Source organism: Curtobacterium sp. GC_Cur_3, from assembly GCF_026544205.1.
GTDB lineage: Bacteria > Actinomycetota > Actinomycetes > Actinomycetales > Microbacteriaceae > Curtobacterium.
Map to the genome: position 1 here is coordinate 96908 of NZ_JALNUI010000006.1, position 16682 is coordinate 113589.

Below are 16682 nucleotides of genomic sequence, written 5' to 3' on the forward strand. Positions count from 1 at the left end.
CGTTCCCGGTGTCCTCCACGGGCGGACGTGGTTGCGTGGAGACATGCAATCGATCGTCTACTCCCAGCCCGGTGACTCGTCCGTCCTCTCCCTCGTCGACCGGGACGTGCAGGAGCCCGGCCCCGGTGAGGTCCGCGTGCGCGTCGTCGTGTCCGGCGTCAACCCGACGGACTGGAAGGCCCGCGCCGGCGGCACCTACGGCGACGGCCTGCCGTTCCCGGAGATCACGCCGAACCAGGACGGCGCCGGTGTCGTCGACGCGGTCGGCCCCGGGGTCGACGACCTCACCGTGGGTGACCACGTCTGGCTGTACATGGCCGCGGCGTCCCGGCCGACCGGCACGGCGCAGGAGTCCACCGTCGTGCCGGCGTCCCGCGCCGTCCGCCTGCCCGACGGGGCCTCGTTCGACGTGGGCGCCTCGCTCGGCGTCCCCGCCATCACGGCCCACCGCGCGCTGACCACGCACGAGCAGGGGCCGACCCGCCTGGGCCCCGGTGCGCTCGAGGGCAGGACCGTCCTGGTCGCCGGCGGTGCCGGAGCCGTCGGGCACGCCGCGATCCAGCTCGCACGGTGGGCCGGCGCGACCGTCATCTCCACGATCAGCTCGGACGAGAAGGCCGCGCTGGCCTCGGCCGCCGGGGCACACCACACCGTGAACTACCGCTCGGACGACGCTGCCGGACAGATCCGCGCGATCGCGCCCGACGGTGTCGACATCGTCGTCGAGGTGTCCATCCCGCAGAACGCCGCTCTGGTTGCCGACGTCCTGGCGAACCACGGCGTCGTGTCGATCTACGCGAACAACGGTGGGGACGAGGCGCCGCTGCCGATCCGTCCGAACATGAGCATCAACGCGCGGTACCAGTTCCTGCTGCTCTACACGATCGGCGACGAGGCGCTCTCCGCGGCCGCCGAGGACATCACCGCGGCGCTGCGCGACGGGGGCCTCCCCGTGGGCGAGGACGCCGGACTGCCGCTGACGCGGTTCGCACTCGAGGACACCGCGGCGGCGCACGACGCCGTCGAGCAGGACACGGTCGGCAAGGTGCTCATCGACGTGCAGCCCGAGTAGCGGACGGGTCACCCCCGGCGCGGACGACCCGTCAGCCGGGCGCGGGCCGCACGGAGCGCCCGCTCGAGGTTGGCCGCGACCACCCGGGGGTCGTCGTAGTCCGCGTCGGTGGCGTCGACGCGCCGGTCGTTCGCACGGACCGGGGCACGGCCGAACGACAGCGGGGTCGGGTGCACGCTCGTCATGCCGTCAGGGTACGACCGCCGACCGACAGTCGTCACGGCGACCGGCGGCGACGCGCCGGACGTCCCCCGGGCCTCCTCAGCGGTGCTGGTGCCGCACGGGGAACGCGAGCGTGCAGGCGACACCGACGTACTGCGCCACGACGCCCACGTTCCGCACGTCGAGGTCGGTGAAGGCGTCCGGCGTCGGGCAGTCCACCGTCAGCATGCCGAACGAGTAGCCCTCACCCCGGACGACGACGGCCACGTACGAGCGGTACCGCGGGTCGAAGTCCGGCTCGTCGTCCACCGCGTCGACGTCGGACTCCCGGTCCCCCACGACCCGCGGCGGCCCGCCCTGCAGCACCCAGTCGAGGTTGCGGTCCCCGTACGGCGTCCCCGCGCGGAACACCCCGGCCGTGTCCCCGGCTCCGCCGTGCCCGATCGGCTCGAGGGCGTCAAGCGACGGCGCGAGCAGGTACACGTTCGCGCGCACGTCCGGGACGTGCGGGAGCAGGTAGAACGCCAGGGCGGCTGCCGCCCGGTCGGCGAACGCCCCGAGCTCGGACCGCCGCGTGGCGTGGTCGTGTGCGGCGAAGCGGGTGAGCCGCGTGGCGATCTGGCCGAAGCCGTACTGCACCGCGACCTCGTACGCGGCGAGCGCCGTCGCGCCGGCGTCCTCCGCACGACGACGGGCATCGGCGGTCCGACGGGCCCGGAGTGCCTGCCACACGACGACCCCGACGAACACGGCGAGCGCCACGATGACGAGCACCGCCTTGCTCACCGGGACCCCGACGAGGTTCGGCACCTGGAACACCGCGGACGGCAGGGCGGCGGCGACGACGGGCAGCACGACGTCTCCGTACCGACGGCTGCTCGTTCGTTCGTTCCCCTGACCCACGCCACGACGGTACGGCCGACCACCGACCCCGCGGCCCGTGCGCACCGCTGTCCGTTCGCTCCGCTGTCCGCGCACCGCGCAGGCCGTGGAGTTGGTAAGCATGGTGCATGAGCCAACTCGCACCGCCCACCGCTGGATCCCGAGCGCTCGTCCTCGGCGGTGGTGGGGTCGCCGGCATCGCGTGGGAGCTCGGTGTCCTCGCGACGCTCGAGGACGCAGGTGTCGACCTCGGTGCGGCGGACCTGGTCGTGGGCACCAGCGCCGGCAGCGTCGTCGGCACGTTCGTCCGGCACGGGGGCGTGCAGGCCGCGTTCGCGCAGCAGATCTCCCCGCTCCCGACGACCTACGAGGAGCCCGGCGTGATCGACGTCGAGGCGATGCAGCGTGCGTTCGAGCAGGCCCTCGCCGGGATGACCTCGGAGCAGGACGGTCGCGCACGGCTCGGGCAGGCAGCGCTCCGCGTCACGACCGGGCAGACCGACGACCAGCGCGTCGCGACGTTCGGCGAGACCCTGCCGTCCTCCGAGTGGCCCGAGCGTCCCCTCGCGGTCACCACGGTCGACGCCACCGACGGCACCTTCCGCGTGCTGACCGCCGCGGACGGCATCCCGCTCCCCCGGGCGGTCGCGTCGAGCTGCTCCGTCCCACTCGTGTGGTCGCCGGTGATGCTCGACGGCCGTCCGTACATCGACGGCGGCGTCCGGTCCGGCACGAACGCCGACGTCGCCGCGGGGCACGAGCGCGTGCTCGTCATCGCCTGCGGTCCCGAGGCGCCGTCCCCGCTCGGCCCGTGGCTCGACGAGGCCGTCGAGACCCTGCGTGCCGCCGGGTCGAGCGTGGAGGTCGTGGTCGCCGACAGCGCGTCGCAGCAGGCATTCGGGACGAATTCGCTGTCCCTGTCGACCCAGCGGCCCGCCGCGGAGGTCGGCCGGGCCCAGGCGGAGGGCATCGCGCAGCGGATCGCGGAGTTCTGGGCCTGACCGAGTCGCGGTCTGACCGAGTCGTGGTGTGATCGAGCCGTGGTCTGACCGAGTTGTCCACAGTCTCGTCACCAGCCGGACGGAGCGTCGGCGCACGCGGCTAGCGTGGTGGCATGACGACGGCGTTCTCTGACCTCGACCAGTACCTCGCACTCCCACGGGTGGACGGCATCGCCCTGAGCCCGGACGGCACCCGTGTCGCGCTCACCGTGAGCACGCTCGACGCGGACGGCACCGGCTACCGCCGTGCGGTCTGGTCCGTGCCGTCGACCGGCGACGGGGTGCCCGTCCGCCTCACCCGGAGCGCGAAGGGCGAGTCCGGCACCGCCTTCACCCGGAACGGTGACCTGCTGTTCGTGTCGGGGCGCCCGGACGCCGACGGCGGCGCCGACGACACCGCGCAGCTCTGGCTGTTGCCGGCTGCCGGGGGCGAGGCACGTCCGGTGACCCGTCTTCCCGGAGGCACGGGTGGCGTCCTCGCGACGGCCAGCGCCTCGGACATGGTCGCCGTCACCGCCGACCTCCTGCCGACCGCAGCTGCCGGGGAGCGTGTCGGTGTCGTCACGCGGGACGCAGCGCTCCGGAAGCGCCGCGACGACACGAAGGTCCGAGCGATCCTGCACGAGTCCTACCCGGTGCGGTACTGGGACCACGACCTCGGCCCGGACCAGACCCACGTGCTCGGCATCGACCTCGCCGACCTGACCGAACCGACCGCGGTCGAACCGGCCACGGGCGTCTCGACCGCGGCGAGCGAGTCGGCCGGGTCCGACGAGCACGCCCCCGCGCCGTACCCCGCGCACCTGCCGACGCCGGTGGACGTCACGCCAGAGCCTGGTCGCTCGCTCGACCATGTCTCCGGCGCCCTCACCCCGGACGGCTCCACGCTCGTCGCCGCGGTCGCTGCGCCCGAGGCCCGGGGCGGTCGCTCCGTGCTCGTCACGATCGACGTCGACACCGCGGAACGCACCGTGCTCTTCGACGACCCCGACGTCGACCACGAATCCCCCACGCTGTCGCACGACGGCACCACGATCGCCTGGGTGCGCACGGTCCGGTCGACGCCGGCCGGTGCCAACCCGCAAGAGGTCTGGGTGGCGTCCGTCGACGGCTCGGGTGCCCACCGCATCGCGACCGAGTGGGACCGGTGGCCGAGCGAGCTCGTCTTCGAACACGGGGACGGCGCCCTCCTCGCGACGGCCGACCAGGACGGCCGTGCCCCGGTCTTCCGGCTCCCCCTCGACGGCGCACCCGTCGAGCAGCTCACGCACGACGACTGGGCGTACTCGGGTCTCCGCGTGGCGGAGTCGACCGGCGTGGTCGTCGCGCTCCGAGCCTCCTGGGCGGCGCCGCTGCACCCCGTCCGGATCGACGCGGACGGCACGGTGACCCCGCTGGCGACGCCGGCCGCCTTGCCTGCCGTCCCCGGTCGGATGGAGGAGGTCGAGACGACCGCCGCCGACGGTGCCCGCGTGCGCGGGTGGCTCGTCCTGCCGGAGGGCGACGGTCCGCACCCGCTGCTGCTCTGGATCCACGGCGGTCCGCTGAACTCCTGGAACCAGTGGTCGTGGCGGTGGAACCCGATGCTCGCCGCGGCGCGCGGGTACGCCGTGCTGCTGCCCGACCCGGCGCTGTCGACCGGGTACGGCCTCGACTTCGTCAACCGCGGCTGGAACGCCTGGGGACAGGCGCCCTACACCGACCTGATGGCGATCACGGACACCGTGGTCGCCCGGTCCGACATCGACGAGACACGCACGGCGGCGCTCGGCGGGTCCTTCGGCGGGTACATGGCGAACTGGGTCGCCGGGCACACGGATCGCTTCCGGGCGATCGTGACGCACGCCAGCCTCTGGGCGCTCGACCAGTTCACGGGCACGACCGACTCCTCCGACTACTGGCAGTCGATCTTCGACGCGGACGGCATCCACCAGAACGACCCGCACCGCTTCGTCGAGGACATCGTCACGCCGATGCTCGTCATCCACGGGGACCAGGACTACCGGGTGCCGATCGGCGAGGGGCTCCGGCTCTGGTCAGAGCTCGCGGAACACCACGCCGGGCCGGACGGCACGATGGCGCACCGGTTCCTCTACTTCCCCGACGAGAACCACTGGATCCTCAAGCCCCAGCACGCGTCCATCTGGTACCAGACGGTCTTCGCGTTCCTGGCGCAGCACGTGCTCGACGAGCCGTGGGAGCGGCCCGAACTGCTCGGGTGACCAGGCTGCCGCGAGCACCGGCCGGTCGGACCGTGAGACCCGCCCGGTCGGGCCGTTGGCCCGGCCGGTCGGGCGGCGTTCAGACGAACGCGGCCTGACCGGTGATGGCGCGTCCGACGATCAGGGTGTTGACCTCGCGGGTGCCCTCGTAGGAGTAGATGGCCTCGGCGTCGGCGAAGAACCGGGCGACGCCCTTGTCGAGCACGATGCCGTTGCCGCCCTGCACCTCGCGGCACCAGGCGACGGTCTCCCGCATCTTCGACGTGGCGAACGCCTTCGCCATCGCGGAGTGCTCGTCCGCGCCGACGCCGGCGTCCTGCATCGCCGAGGCCTGCGTGCACAGGGCGATCGACGCGGTGATGTTCGCCAGGGACTTCACGAGCAGGTCCTGCACGAGCTGGTGCGCCGCGATGGGCTTGCCGAACTGGATCCGCTCGCGGGCGTAGGCCAGCGCGGCGTCGTACGCCCCGACCGCGATGCCGATGGCCTGCCAGGCGACCTCGGTCCGGGTCAGGCGGAGCACCTCGGCCGTCGTGCGGAACGACGTCGCCCGCTGCAGTCGGCGGGACTCGGGCACGCGCACGTCGGTCATCACGATGTCGGCGTTCTGCACCCCGCGCAGCGCGATCTTGTCCTCGATCTTCGTCGCGGTGAACCCGGGGGTGTCGGTGGTGACGAGGAAGCCCTTGACCTGGTCGTCGGCGACGTCCTTGGCCCAGATGACGACCACGTCGGCGAAGGTCGCGTTGCCGATCCACCGCTTCTCGCCGTCGAGGACCCAGCCGTCACCGTCACGTCGGGCGGTGGTGCGGAGCCCGCGGGCGGAGTCGCTGCCGGAGTACGGCTCGGTCAGGCCGAACGCGCCGATGAGCTCACCGGTCGCCATGCGGGGCAGCCACTCGCGCTGCTGCTCGTCGCTGCCGGCGACCGCGATCGAGTTCATCGCCAGACCGGACTGCACGCCGATGAACGTCGCGACGCTGGCGTCGATCCGTCCGAGCTCGAGCGCGGCCCACCCGCGGTACACAGCGGAGTTCTCGAACTCGCGCACCAGCGGGATGCCGGGGCCGTACATGCCGAGCTCGGCGAGGGGCTTGATCACCTGCATCGGGAACTCGGCCCGGGCCCAGTACGCGTCGGCGATCGGGGCGACCTCGCGCTCCAGGTACTCCCGCAGACGCCCCAGCGACTCGCGCTCACGCTCCGTCAACTGCAGTGCGAACCCGTAGAAGTCCGACTCGAGCAGGGTGGGCAGGGACACCGACGTTGACATGGGTCCAACGATGCATCATTCTCGGAAACGTTGCAAGGAGATTCGTGTACACGTCGGAAACCGCGCTGCGCGCCTTCCGGGAGGCTCGCCACACCTTCATCGCCGGGTCCAGGATCGACATGGGCGCGTTGGCGACCACCCTCGGCGTCGACCGGACGTCGCTGTTCCGGTGGGTGGGCAACCGGGACCGGTTGCTGTCCGAGGTGCTGTGGTCCCTGGCGGTCCCCACCCTCGACGCCGCCCGCCGCGATGCCGCACCGTCGGGAGCGGCCCGGATCGTCGACGTCCTCGACCGGTTCACCGCCGACCTGATCCAGGCGCCGTACTTCCGGCGCTTCCTGACCCGCGAGCCGGCCCGCGCGCTCCGGCTGCTCACCACGACCGAGAGCGACGTGCAGAGCCGTTTCGTGCACGCGGTCACCGAGCTCGTCGAGGTCGAGGAACGCTCGGGCGCGTTCGACCCCGTACCGTTGTCGGCCGAGGAACTCGCACGCCTGCTCGTCCGGATCTCGGAGTCGTTCACGTACGCCGACCTGATCTCCGGCGAGACGCCCGACCCCCTGCGGGCCCGGACGACGTTCGAGTACGTCCTCCGCCCCAGCACACCCTCGGAGGGAGACCGATGACCATCGACGAGTACCCGTTCCGCCGCACCTACCCCACGCGCTGGAACGACAACGACATGTTCGGGCACGTCAACAACACGATCTACTACAGCGCGATGGACAACGCGTCCACGTACTGGTTCCGCGAGCAGGCCGGCCTCGACCCCTTCTCCTCCACGTGGATCGCCGTGCTGGTGACCTCGAGCTGCCGCTTCGTGGAGTCCGCCGTGTGGCCGGACGTCATCGAGGTCGGGATGCGTTCGAAGCACCTCGGCACCACGAGCCTGTCGTGGGAGTTCGGCCTGTTCCGGCAGGCGGACGGGGCGCTGCTCGCGACGGGCGAGTTCGTGCACGTCATCATCGACCGCGAGGGTGCCCGGCGCCCCGTCCCCCTGCCCGCGGAGCTCCGCGACCTCGTCACGTCGACGATGGTCACGGGCGCCGCCTGAGGCTCCGCGTCAGCTGCTGACGGCCGCCAGCTCGAGGTTGATGTCGTCCGGGTCCTGCACGGACAGGATCGTCATGCCGGCGTCGCCGAGTTCGGTGACCTCGCCGTGCTCCACCCCGGCCGCGTCGAGCCGGGTCGCCGCCTGGTGCAGCTCGTCGACGCTGCCGACGACGAAGCTCACGTGGTCGAGCCCGACGGTGTCCGCGTCGAAGCGCTGCCCCGCGGGTGCGACCGGTCGGAGGCCGAACACCTGGTCGCCGAGCTGGAACACGCAGCCGCCGTAGAAGCGCTGGCGGTCCTCACGGATGCCGGGCTCGTCGACCTGGTCGCTGAAGTCGATGACCGGGTCCGAGCCGAGCAGCTGCTGGTAGAACGCCTTGCTGCGGGCGATGTCGGTCACGGTCACGCGGACGTGGGCCAGGGCGGTGGGACGGGCGATCGGTTCGCTCATGGTGGTGCTCCTCGCGGGGTCGGTCGGCGCCGCTCTGGACGCCGCCCACGACCCAACGCCCCGCGCCTGGGGACCCGCAGGGCAGTGCGCGCGGACCGGACACCAGCGCGCCGCCCGTCCGCGACACGGACGGGCGGCGCGCTGGTCGCGAAGGGCGGCTAGATCAGATCGTCGGTGAGGTGGTTCGGCGTGCCGAACCGGTGAGCCGTGATGGACACCGCCTGCTCGCGGAGGAAGGGCAGCATCTCGATCCGCCCGGCCTCGGTCACCGGCTCCGCGTACACCGCGACGTCGGGGCGACCGTCGACCGCCTCGTACAGCGCCGACGCCGACCCGCCGATGAGCCGCACACGCGTGGACGGGCCTCGGGCGACGCGGGCGCCGAACGCCGACTCGGACTCCGACGACGTGGCCGAGCGGACGACGGGCAGCGCCGCGATCGCCTCGGGGACGGTGCCGGCGGACGAGACGTCGATCGTCGTGCCGGCACGGAGCGCGGCCGCGACGACCCGGACCAAGGACTCGACGTCCTCCGGGGCCTCCGAGGCCAGCCGCACGTGGACACCGGGGAACGGCAGGTACCGCGCGATGTTCCGCTCGGCCGACAGCGCCGAAACGTCCTGCGCGGTGCCGAACAGCGACGTCCAGGCCAGCTCGTCCGACGCGACCGCGCGGGAGAGCGACGGCGACGAGACACCGACCGCCCGCAGGAACGCCGCGACCGGGCTCGAGACCGGGGCACCGGCAGTGGCGTCGGCAGGTGCCCATGACCCGAGCCCGACGAGGTAGTTGACGCCACCGGCCTTGGTGCCGGCACCGACGGCGGACTTCTTCCACCCGCCGAACGGCTGCCGACGCACGATGGCCCCGGTGATGCCGCGGTTCACGTAGAGGTTGCCGGCGTCGATGCGGGAGAGCCACGTGCCGATCTCCGACGGGTCGAGCGAGTGCAGGCCGGAGGTCAGGCCGTAGTCGACCTCGTTGACGATGTCGATCGCCTCCTCGAGGGTCGCTGCGCGCATCACCCCGAGCACCGGGCCGAAGTACTCCGTCCGGTGGAACGCGGACCCACGGGCGACGCCGCCGCGGACGCCGGGGCTCCAGAGCTTGCCCGTGTCGTCGAGCTTCCGCGGGCGGACGGCCCAGGACTCCCCAGCGCCGAGCGTGGTCAGGCCGTCGAGCAGCTTGCCCGCGGCCGGTTCGACGATCGGACCCATCTGCGACGTCGGGTCGGTCGGGTAGCCGACGGTCATCGACGACACGGCGTCGACGAGCTGCGAGTGGAAGCGGCGCGAGCGCGCGACGGACCCGACGAGCACGACGAGCGACGCGGCCGAGCACTTCTGCCCGGCGTGCCCGAACGCCGACGCGACGACGTCCTTGACGGCGAGGTCGAGGTCGGCCGACGGCGTGACGATGATCGCGTTCTTGCCGGACGTCTCGGCGAGGAGCGGCAGGTCCGTGCGGAACGAGCGGAACAGGGCCGCGGTCTCGTAGGCGCCGGTGAGGATCACCCGGTCGACGAGTGGCGAGGCGACCAGCGTCGACCCGAGGTCGGTCTCGGAGACGTCGACGAACGCGAGCACGTCCGCGGGAGCACCCATCGCGTCGAGCGCGGTGTCGATGACCGACGCCAGGACGGCACCGCTCCGGGCGGCCGGCGGAGCGGGCTTCAGCACGACGGCGGACCCGGCGGCCAGGGCGGCGAGCGTCGACCCGGCGGGGATCGCCACGGGGAAGTTCCACGGCGGCGCGACCAGGGTCAGCGCGGCCGGGGAGAACGTGGCGCCGTCGACCTCGTCGAGCGCCGCGGCCATGTCGCCGTAGAAGTGCGCGAAGTCGATCGCCTCGGAGACCTCCGGGTCGGCCTGGTCGATGGTCTTGCCGGTCTCGGAGGCCATCACCTCGATGAGGGCTGCACGGTTCGCCTCGAGTGCGTCGCCGACGGCGTGGAGCACCGCACCGCGCGCCGCACCGGACCAGGTCCCCCAGACCGCACCCGCGCTGCGGACGCGCTGCAGGACCGACGTGAGCTGCGCGTCGGAGGTCAGCCGGGCCTCCTGGACGCCCCGGACGCCGAGCGTCGACGACGCGATCCGCTCGGTGATGGCCGCACCCCAGGCGCGGGTGGCGGCGACCGACGGGTCGCTGTCCGGGGTGTTCTCGAAGTGGCCGGGCGTCGGGCGGCCGACGGCCGCGTAGCGGTCGGCGACGCGGTGCGACTCCGGTACGGCGAGCCCGTCCGGGGTCGACAGCGGCTCCAGGGACGCGCGGAACCGCGACTCCTCCCGGGCGAACAGCGACGGTGACGAGTGCAGCGAGAACACCGCGGACATGAAGTTGTCCTGCGAGGCGCCCTCCTCCAGTCGGCGGATGAGGTAGGCGATCGCGACGTCGAACTCCCCCGGGTGGACGACGGGCGTGTAGAGCAGCAGCGACCCGACCGTCTTGCGGACCGCGGCAGCCTGGCCCTGCGCCATGCCGAGCAGCATCTCGAACTCGATGCCCTCGCGCACCCCGCGCTCCCCGGCGAGCAGCCAGGCGTGCGCGACGTCGAACAGGTTGTGCCCGGCGACGCCGACACGGACGTTCGCGACGCGGTCGGGCGTCAGCGCCCAGTCGAGCACCCGCTTGTAGTTCGTGTCGGAGTCCTGCTTGGTGTGCCAGGTCGCGAGCGGCCAGCCGTGGACCGAGGCCTCGACCTGCTCCATCGGCAGGTTCGCGCCCTTGACCAGGCGCACCTTGATGCCGGCGCCACCGCGCGCGCGACGGGCGGCAGACCACTCCTGCAGGTGCTGCATCGCGGCGAGCGCGTCCGGCAGGTAGGCCTGCAGCACGATCCCGGCTTCGAGCCCGAGGAACGCCGGCTCGTCGAGGAGCTTCGTGAAGACCGCGATCGTCAGGTCGAGGTCCTTGAACTCCTCCATGTCGAGGTTGATGAACTTCGCCGGATCGGAGGATGCGGCGCGGGCGAACAGGGGGCGCAGCTTCTCGACGATGTCGTCGACGGCGTGGTCGAACGCCCACGGCGAGTGCGGGTGCACGGTCGAGGAGACCTTGATCGACACGTAGTCGACGTCGGGGCGTGCGAGCAGCTTGTGCGTGCCCTCGAGCCGCCGGGCCGCCTCGCCCTCGCCGAGGACGGCCTCACCGAGCAGGTTCACGTTGAGGCGGACGCCGTCCTGCTTGATCTTCGCGATGGCGGGGCCGAGCTTGGCGTCGGTCGCGTCGACGATGAGGTGGCCGACCATGTTCCGCAGCACGCGTCGGGCGACGGGGACGACGACACCCGGGAGGCCCGGTGCGAGTCCGCCACCGAGGCGCACCAGGCCGCGGAGCGCGCTGGGCAGGAAGCCGGGTGCGTCCGGCGCGATGGCGCGCAGCTTCCGCGCGGCGACGCCGAGGTCCTCCGGTCGGACGACCCCGTCGACGAACCCGACGGCGAACGCGAGGCCCTTCGGGTCGGCCAGGACGCCGGCGAGCTGCTTCGCCGAGCCGTCGACCGGGTACGTCTCGGCCTCGGTGAGCCACTGTCGGACCAGTGCGACGGACTCGTCGGAGAGTCCGGCGTGGTCGGTGGCAGATGCAGGGTCGGTCGTGGTCGCTGCGTCGTTGCGCGGCTGGACGTCGGTCATGGGATCAGTGTGTCGCTCGCACTTCCAGTAGCGGAAGCAAATCTTCCTGATGTGTTCCATTCAGGTGAACTACCCTTTTGCCATGCTCGACGTCCGTCGCCTGGTGCTCCTCCGCGAGTTGTCAATCCGTGGAACGGTCGCCGCTGTCGCCGAAGCGATGAACTTGACCCCGTCGGCGGTCTCGCAGCAGCTCGCGGTGCTCGAGCGGGAGGCCGGCGTGCAGCTCCTCCGCAAGGCCGGACGGCGGCTCCAGCTCACGCCACAGGCCGAGGTGCTCGTGGCTGCAGCAGGCGATGTGCTCGACACCCTCGAGCGGGCGCAGTCCGCGGTCGAGGCCACGATGACGAGCGTGCAGGGGCGCGTGCGGGTGGCGGTGTTCCAGTCGGCGGCACTCGCTCTGATGCCGAACGCCCTGCGCATCATGGTCACCGAGCACCCGGACGTCCGCGTCGAGATGGTGCAGCGAGAGCCGGAGACCGCGCTCAACGAGACCTGGGCGCGGGACTTCGACATGGTGATCGCCGAGCAGTACCCGGCGCACGCGGCCCCGCGGTTCCCGGGCCTCGACCGTCGTGACCTGACGACCGATGCCGTCCGGCTGGCCCTGCCACCCGTGGACACGTCGCTGTGGCCGGTCGACTCACTCGCCGGCGCGGCCGACCTGCCGTGGGTGATGGAACCGCGAGGGACAGCGTCACGGCACTTCGCGGAGCAGCTCTGCCGACGCTCGGGGTTCGAACCCGACGTGCGCTACGAGACGGCTGACCTGCAGGCACAGATCCGGTTGATCGAGTCGGGGAACGCTGTCGCGCTGATGCCCGACCTGGTCTGGGCCGGTCGCTCGACCACCTGCCGCCTGCTCGACCTGCCCGGGGACGCCGAGCGGACGATCTTCACGGCGCAGCGGACAGCCTCGTCGCTCTCCCCCGCGGTGGCGGCGCTGCGGGACGCCCTCGAGCGTGCGGCAGCGACGTCCCGATCCTGAGAACCCCATGTCGCGTTTCCCCTGATCATGACGGAGATTCCGCAGCTTTTTCCGTGACGCAACCGTGACCGATCCGACCGTTGTCAGCAGTCTCGGCCGCCTTACGATCGGCTCCGAGGGAGCCGATCGGCTCCCACCAGCACGACCGTTCCATGGGGGAATGATGCACAAGACCTGCAGGCCGACCGTCCGCACCACAGCGGCCGTCGGCACCGTCGTCGCGATGATCGCGATGTCGTCCGCGTTCGGAGTCGGAGCGACCGCAGCCGTCGCCGACGACACCACCGGAACACCGGCCACGAGCCCGACCACGGCACCGGCGCCGGCACCGGCGACGGACCCCACCGCACCCGCCACGACCGCGCCGGCGACCGAACGGGCCGAGCCGACCGCCGTGGGCCCGACGGCTGGACCGACCGCATACGCGACCGCTCCTGCGGACGCGCCCACCGCCTCCGCGACCGTTCCTGCGGACGCACCGACCGCCTCCGCGACCGCTCCTGCGGACGCGCCCACCGCCTCCGCTCCGACGCCCACGGCGGACGCCGACGCGACGCCGGCCGGCACCGTCTCGATCTCCGGGTCGCTCCGCGCCTGGCGCACCATCACTGCCGACACGACGGGGTGGCCGGCTGGCACGACGTTCACCTACCGGTGGGCCTTCCACCACCCGGTCGTCATCGACACCCACCCGGGCACCGACCGCTCCTACATCGTCGACCCGGAACAGGCCGACGGCACCTTCAGCGTCACCGTGACCGGGACGGCCCCCGGGAAGGCGCCGACCTCCGTGACCAGCGCGGAGAGCACCCCCGTCGTGGTGGAGGACAGCGACCTGCAGTACGTGTACGGCGAGCGCGTGGTCCACGTGACCCGTGACGAGCCCTTCTCGGTGGACCTGTCCCCGGCGGACAACCCCGACCTGCCGTTCTTCGTCAACGGCTCGATCTCGGGAAGGCCGGACCCGCGCGTGCTGCCTGAGGGAGTGACGCTGTCGGAGAACGGGGTGCTCTCCGGGACCATCGCGGCCGGGACCGTGGTCCGCGGTCCGATCTGGGTGCACGTCTCGACGCCGTTGCACCCGGGCGGCGGTCTGTCGGAGCGGCTCGTCCTCGAGGCCGGCCCCTCGACGAACCCCACCCCGCTGACCTTCGCCGGCGGTGCGACCCCGGGCGAGCCGGTCGAGCTGGACGGACAGGCAGGGAAGGCCTTCACGCACGCCTTCCGTACCAGCGGCGGGACGGGCGAGCCCGTGCGCTACGAGGTGCGCCTGCCCGTCGGCTCCACCTTCCCGGCGGGCATCACGTTCGACCCGACCACCGGCGTCCTCAGTGGTACGTCGACCCTGTCGCAGATCACGTGGTTCTCGGTCGTCGCGACGTCCGGCGACCAGACCGCGGTGCAGGACGTCGAGTTGCAGATCGCCGCCGGGCGGGCCGTCGGTCTCCGCGTCACGGTCAGCCGTCCGGGTGACGCGCAGCAGCGGACGTGGACGGTGGAACCCGACGGGTCCGAGGAGACGACGTGGTTCCCGAAGGGTCTGAACCGGGAGCCGGAGCGGGCCACCGGTGAACGACCGACGATAACGCAGGGTGGCACACTCCGAGTCGCGGGGGCACCGGTCGACGCGTGGGGCAACATCACGGTCCCGCTCGACGGCGACTGGGACGGCCGGACGCCGCTGGTCGTGACGAGCGACGTGTCGTCCGACGTGGCGAAGTCGGTGGACTGGTTCGCCGAGGTCTCGTTCCCGCACGCGTCGACGCACACCCTGACCGCGACCGCCGAGGGCGTCTCGACGACGTTCCCCGTGACGGTCGTCCCCACGGCGGGCGCGACCGGCAGTCTCGCCTTCACCGGCGCTGACACGACGGGCCCGATCGCCTGGGCGCTCGGGCTCCTCGCGTCCGGCGCTGCCCTGCTGTTCGTCCGCGCGCGTCGCCGGCGCATCTGACCAGCATCACCAGGAGGGGCGTGTCCGCATCGGGCACGCCCCTCTCGTCGTCCCGTCGGGCTTGCGGGTATGTCTGACCGGGCGTCGAACAGCGGACGATCCTGAGTGCTCCATGTCTGGTTTTCCCTGATCATGACGGACTTCACGCAGTTTTTTCCGTGACGCAACCGTGACCGATCCGACCGTTGTCAGCAGTCTCGGCCGCCTTACGATCGGCTCCGAGGGAGCCGATCGGCTCCCACCAGCACGACCGTTCCATGGGGGAATGATGCACAAGACCTGCAGGCCGACCGTCCGCACCACAGCGGCCGTCGGCACCGTCGTCGCGATGATCGCGATGTCGTCCGCGTTCGGAGTCGGAGCGACCGCAGCCGTCGCCGACGACACCGCCGGAACACCAGCCACGAGCCCGACCACGGCACCGGCGGCGGCCGCGACCTCGGCGTCCGAGCCGGCACCCGACACCGCCGCTGTCCCTGCCGCGGCGCCGACGCCGACGGACGAACCGCTCGCCGACCCGAGCGCGGCACCGACGGACGGCACGACGCCGACCGACGGTTCGACCCCGACTCCGGATCCGACCGCCGACGTCCCGACGCCGACCGACACCGCGCCGACCGCCACCACCACACCGACGACCGCACCCGCGGCGCCCACCGCTCCCGCCGCGTCCGCCCCGGGTGACGCAGCCCCGCAGGCCGTCGCGCCTGCGGCCACGCCGGCCGGCACCGTGACCGTCACCGGGACGGCCACCACCTGGCACACCCTCCGCGCCGTGACCGCAGGGTGGCCGGCCGGCACGACCTTCACGTACCAGTGGACGCTCTCCGGGCCCGTCATCGGCACCCGCGTCATCGAGGGCGCCACGAGCGACACCTACGTCCTCGGTCACCCGGACGCGACGAGCAACCTCACCGTCGCCGTCACGGGGACCGCACCCGCGCAGGAGCCGACGACGGTCACGAGCACTCCCGTCGCCGTGGGCTTCAACGACGAGACGACGTTCACCGGCGCCGACGACCTCGAGCTCGACGCCTCCGCTGGCCAGCAGCTGTCCGTCCCGATCCAGGCGCTGACCGGCGACCAGGGCGGGCTGCGGTACGGCGTGGGCAGCAGCGCCTTCGGGCCGATCGACCCCGGTGTCCTGCCCGCGGGGCTGACGCTGTCGAGCGACGGCGTGCTCTCCGGCTCGACCACCGAGGCCCGGACCGTCGACTTCTGGGTGCTCGTCCGGACGTCGCAGCAGCCCGAGGGCGCTCCGGGTCGGCACGTGCAGCTCCGGGTCGGTCTCGCCACGGAGTTCCAGCTCGTGGCCGGGGTCACCAGCAACACCCCCGGCGACTACGACTTCTGGTCGGTCGCCGCCGACGGCACCACGCGGTTCGAGAGCAACCCGGAGGGGCCGTCCACCGACCCGTCCCGTCCGCTGACCTCGACCGTGGGCAAGGGCATCACCGTGAACGCCGGACGAGTGGACCGGTACGGCAACCGCGAGCCGTACGCCGTGATCGACAACGACTGGACGTCCTCCGTGGCGACCGATCAACTCGGCAAGTACGACCCGGGCACCGCTGTGACCTTCGCCGAACCCGGCAACCACGTCCTCACGGGCACGACCGTCGACGGGCGGACCATCAGCTTCACGGTGCGCGTCGACCCGGTCAGCGCTGCGACCACCACGCCGACGGCGACGGGCACCGGCACCGGCACCGGCACCGCCAAGCCGGTCGGCCAGCTCGCCTTCACCGGCGCGGACACGACGGGCCCCCTCGCCTGGGCGCTCGGACTGCTCGCCTCCGGCGCAGCCCTGCTCCTCGTGCGTCTGCGGCGTCGACGCGCCTGACCGGCGACCTGACGACGAGGGGCGTGTCCACACCGGGCACGCCCCTCGTCCTGTCCTGACAGAGCACCTGACCGACGACCCGGCTGCGTGCGGGAAACCGCACGTCACCCCCAACGCGAGGTACAACACGGTCCGGCGGGTTCCGGACC

General features: G+C 72.4%; 13 protein-coding genes. 8 read left to right on the forward strand and 5 right to left on the reverse strand.

Annotated elements, in window-relative coordinates; genetic code table 11:
• Positions 1 to 43: 43 nt before the first annotated feature.
• Complete coding sequence (locus OXR63_RS04740; RefSeq protein WP_267420427.1) at positions 44 to 1072, forward strand: NADPH:quinone reductase; 1029 nt, start codon at positions 44 to 46, stop codon at positions 1070 to 1072.
• Between the two features lie 8 nt (positions 1073 to 1080).
• On the opposite strand, the gene OXR63_RS04745 is transcribed toward OXR63_RS04740, so the two are convergent.
• Positions 1081 to 1257: a hypothetical protein gene (locus OXR63_RS04745; protein WP_267420428.1), complete on the reverse strand. Its 177-nt coding sequence runs from the start codon at positions 1255 to 1257 to the stop codon at positions 1081 to 1083.
• Between the two features lie 76 nt (positions 1258 to 1333).
• Positions 1334 to 2089 carry a GAF domain-containing protein gene (locus OXR63_RS04750; protein WP_267420429.1) on the reverse strand — a complete coding sequence of 252 codons (756 nt, stop codon included), beginning with the start codon at positions 2087 to 2089 and terminating at the stop codon, positions 1334 to 1336.
• 155 nt (positions 2090 to 2244) lie between these two features.
• Between OXR63_RS04750 and OXR63_RS04755 the strand changes: the two genes are divergently transcribed.
• Together OXR63_RS04755 and OXR63_RS04760 are read left to right on the forward strand one after the other, a co-directional pair.
• Positions 2245 to 3117: a patatin-like phospholipase family protein gene (locus OXR63_RS04755; RefSeq protein WP_267420430.1), complete on the forward strand. Its 873-nt coding sequence runs from the start codon at positions 2245 to 2247 to the stop codon at positions 3115 to 3117.
• A gap of 113 nt (positions 3118 to 3230) precedes the next feature.
• Positions 3231 to 5339 carry a S9 family peptidase gene (locus tag OXR63_RS04760; RefSeq protein ID WP_267420431.1) on the forward strand — a complete coding sequence of 703 codons (2109 nt, stop codon included), beginning with the start codon at positions 3231 to 3233 and terminating at the stop codon, positions 5337 to 5339.
• A gap of 79 nt (positions 5340 to 5418) precedes the next feature.
• On the opposite strand, the gene OXR63_RS04765 is transcribed toward OXR63_RS04760, so the two are convergent.
• The gene (locus OXR63_RS04765) at positions 5419 to 6612 is read right to left on the reverse strand and encodes an acyl-CoA dehydrogenase family protein (RefSeq protein ID WP_267420432.1); all 1194 of its coding nucleotides are present in this window, start codon (positions 6610 to 6612) and stop codon (positions 5419 to 5421) included.
• 44 nt (positions 6613 to 6656) lie between these two features.
• On the opposite strand from OXR63_RS04765, the gene OXR63_RS04770 reads away from it, so the two are divergent.
• Positions 6657 to 7238: a QsdR family transcriptional regulator gene (locus OXR63_RS04770; protein WP_267420434.1), complete on the forward strand. Its 582-nt coding sequence runs from the start codon at positions 6657 to 6659 to the stop codon at positions 7236 to 7238.
• Positions 7235 to 7666 (forward strand): acyl-CoA thioesterase, encoded by a 432-nt coding sequence (locus OXR63_RS04775; protein ID WP_267420436.1) that lies wholly within the window; start codon positions 7235 to 7237, stop codon positions 7664 to 7666. The genes OXR63_RS04770 and OXR63_RS04775 overlap by 4 nt, the downstream gene beginning before the upstream one ends.
• Before the next feature lie 9 nt (positions 7667 to 7675).
• Here OXR63_RS04775 and OXR63_RS04780 read toward each other — a convergent pair whose 3' ends face one another.
• Positions 7676 to 8116 carry a VOC family protein gene (locus OXR63_RS04780; RefSeq protein WP_267420439.1) on the reverse strand — a complete coding sequence of 147 codons (441 nt, stop codon included), beginning with the start codon at positions 8114 to 8116 and terminating at the stop codon, positions 7676 to 7678.
• Between the two features lie 158 nt (positions 8117 to 8274).
• Entirely contained in the window at positions 8275 to 11751 is a 3477-nt protein-coding gene (locus OXR63_RS04785) for a bifunctional proline dehydrogenase/L-glutamate gamma-semialdehyde dehydrogenase (protein ID WP_267420441.1), read from the reverse strand.
• Between the two features lie 82 nt (positions 11752 to 11833).
• Between OXR63_RS04785 and OXR63_RS04790 the strand changes: the two genes are divergently transcribed.
• The 3 genes from OXR63_RS04790 to OXR63_RS04800 all read left to right on the forward strand — a co-directional run bounded on the left by OXR63_RS04790 (position 11834) and on the right by OXR63_RS04800 (position 16533).
• The gene (locus tag OXR63_RS04790; RefSeq protein ID WP_267420443.1) at positions 11834 to 12736 is read left to right on the forward strand and encodes a LysR substrate-binding domain-containing protein; all 903 of its coding nucleotides are present in this window, start codon (positions 11834 to 11836) and stop codon (positions 12734 to 12736) included.
• A 160-nt stretch (positions 12737 to 12896) separates the two neighbouring features.
• Positions 12897 to 14690: a putative Ig domain-containing protein gene (locus OXR63_RS04795; protein WP_267420445.1), complete on the forward strand. Its 1794-nt coding sequence runs from the start codon at positions 12897 to 12899 to the stop codon at positions 14688 to 14690.
• 265 nt (positions 14691 to 14955) lie between these two features.
• Positions 14956 to 16533: a hypothetical protein gene (locus OXR63_RS04800; RefSeq protein ID WP_267420447.1), complete on the forward strand. Its 1578-nt coding sequence runs from the start codon at positions 14956 to 14958 to the stop codon at positions 16531 to 16533.
• The last annotated feature ends 149 nt before the right edge of the window (positions 16534 to 16682 follow it).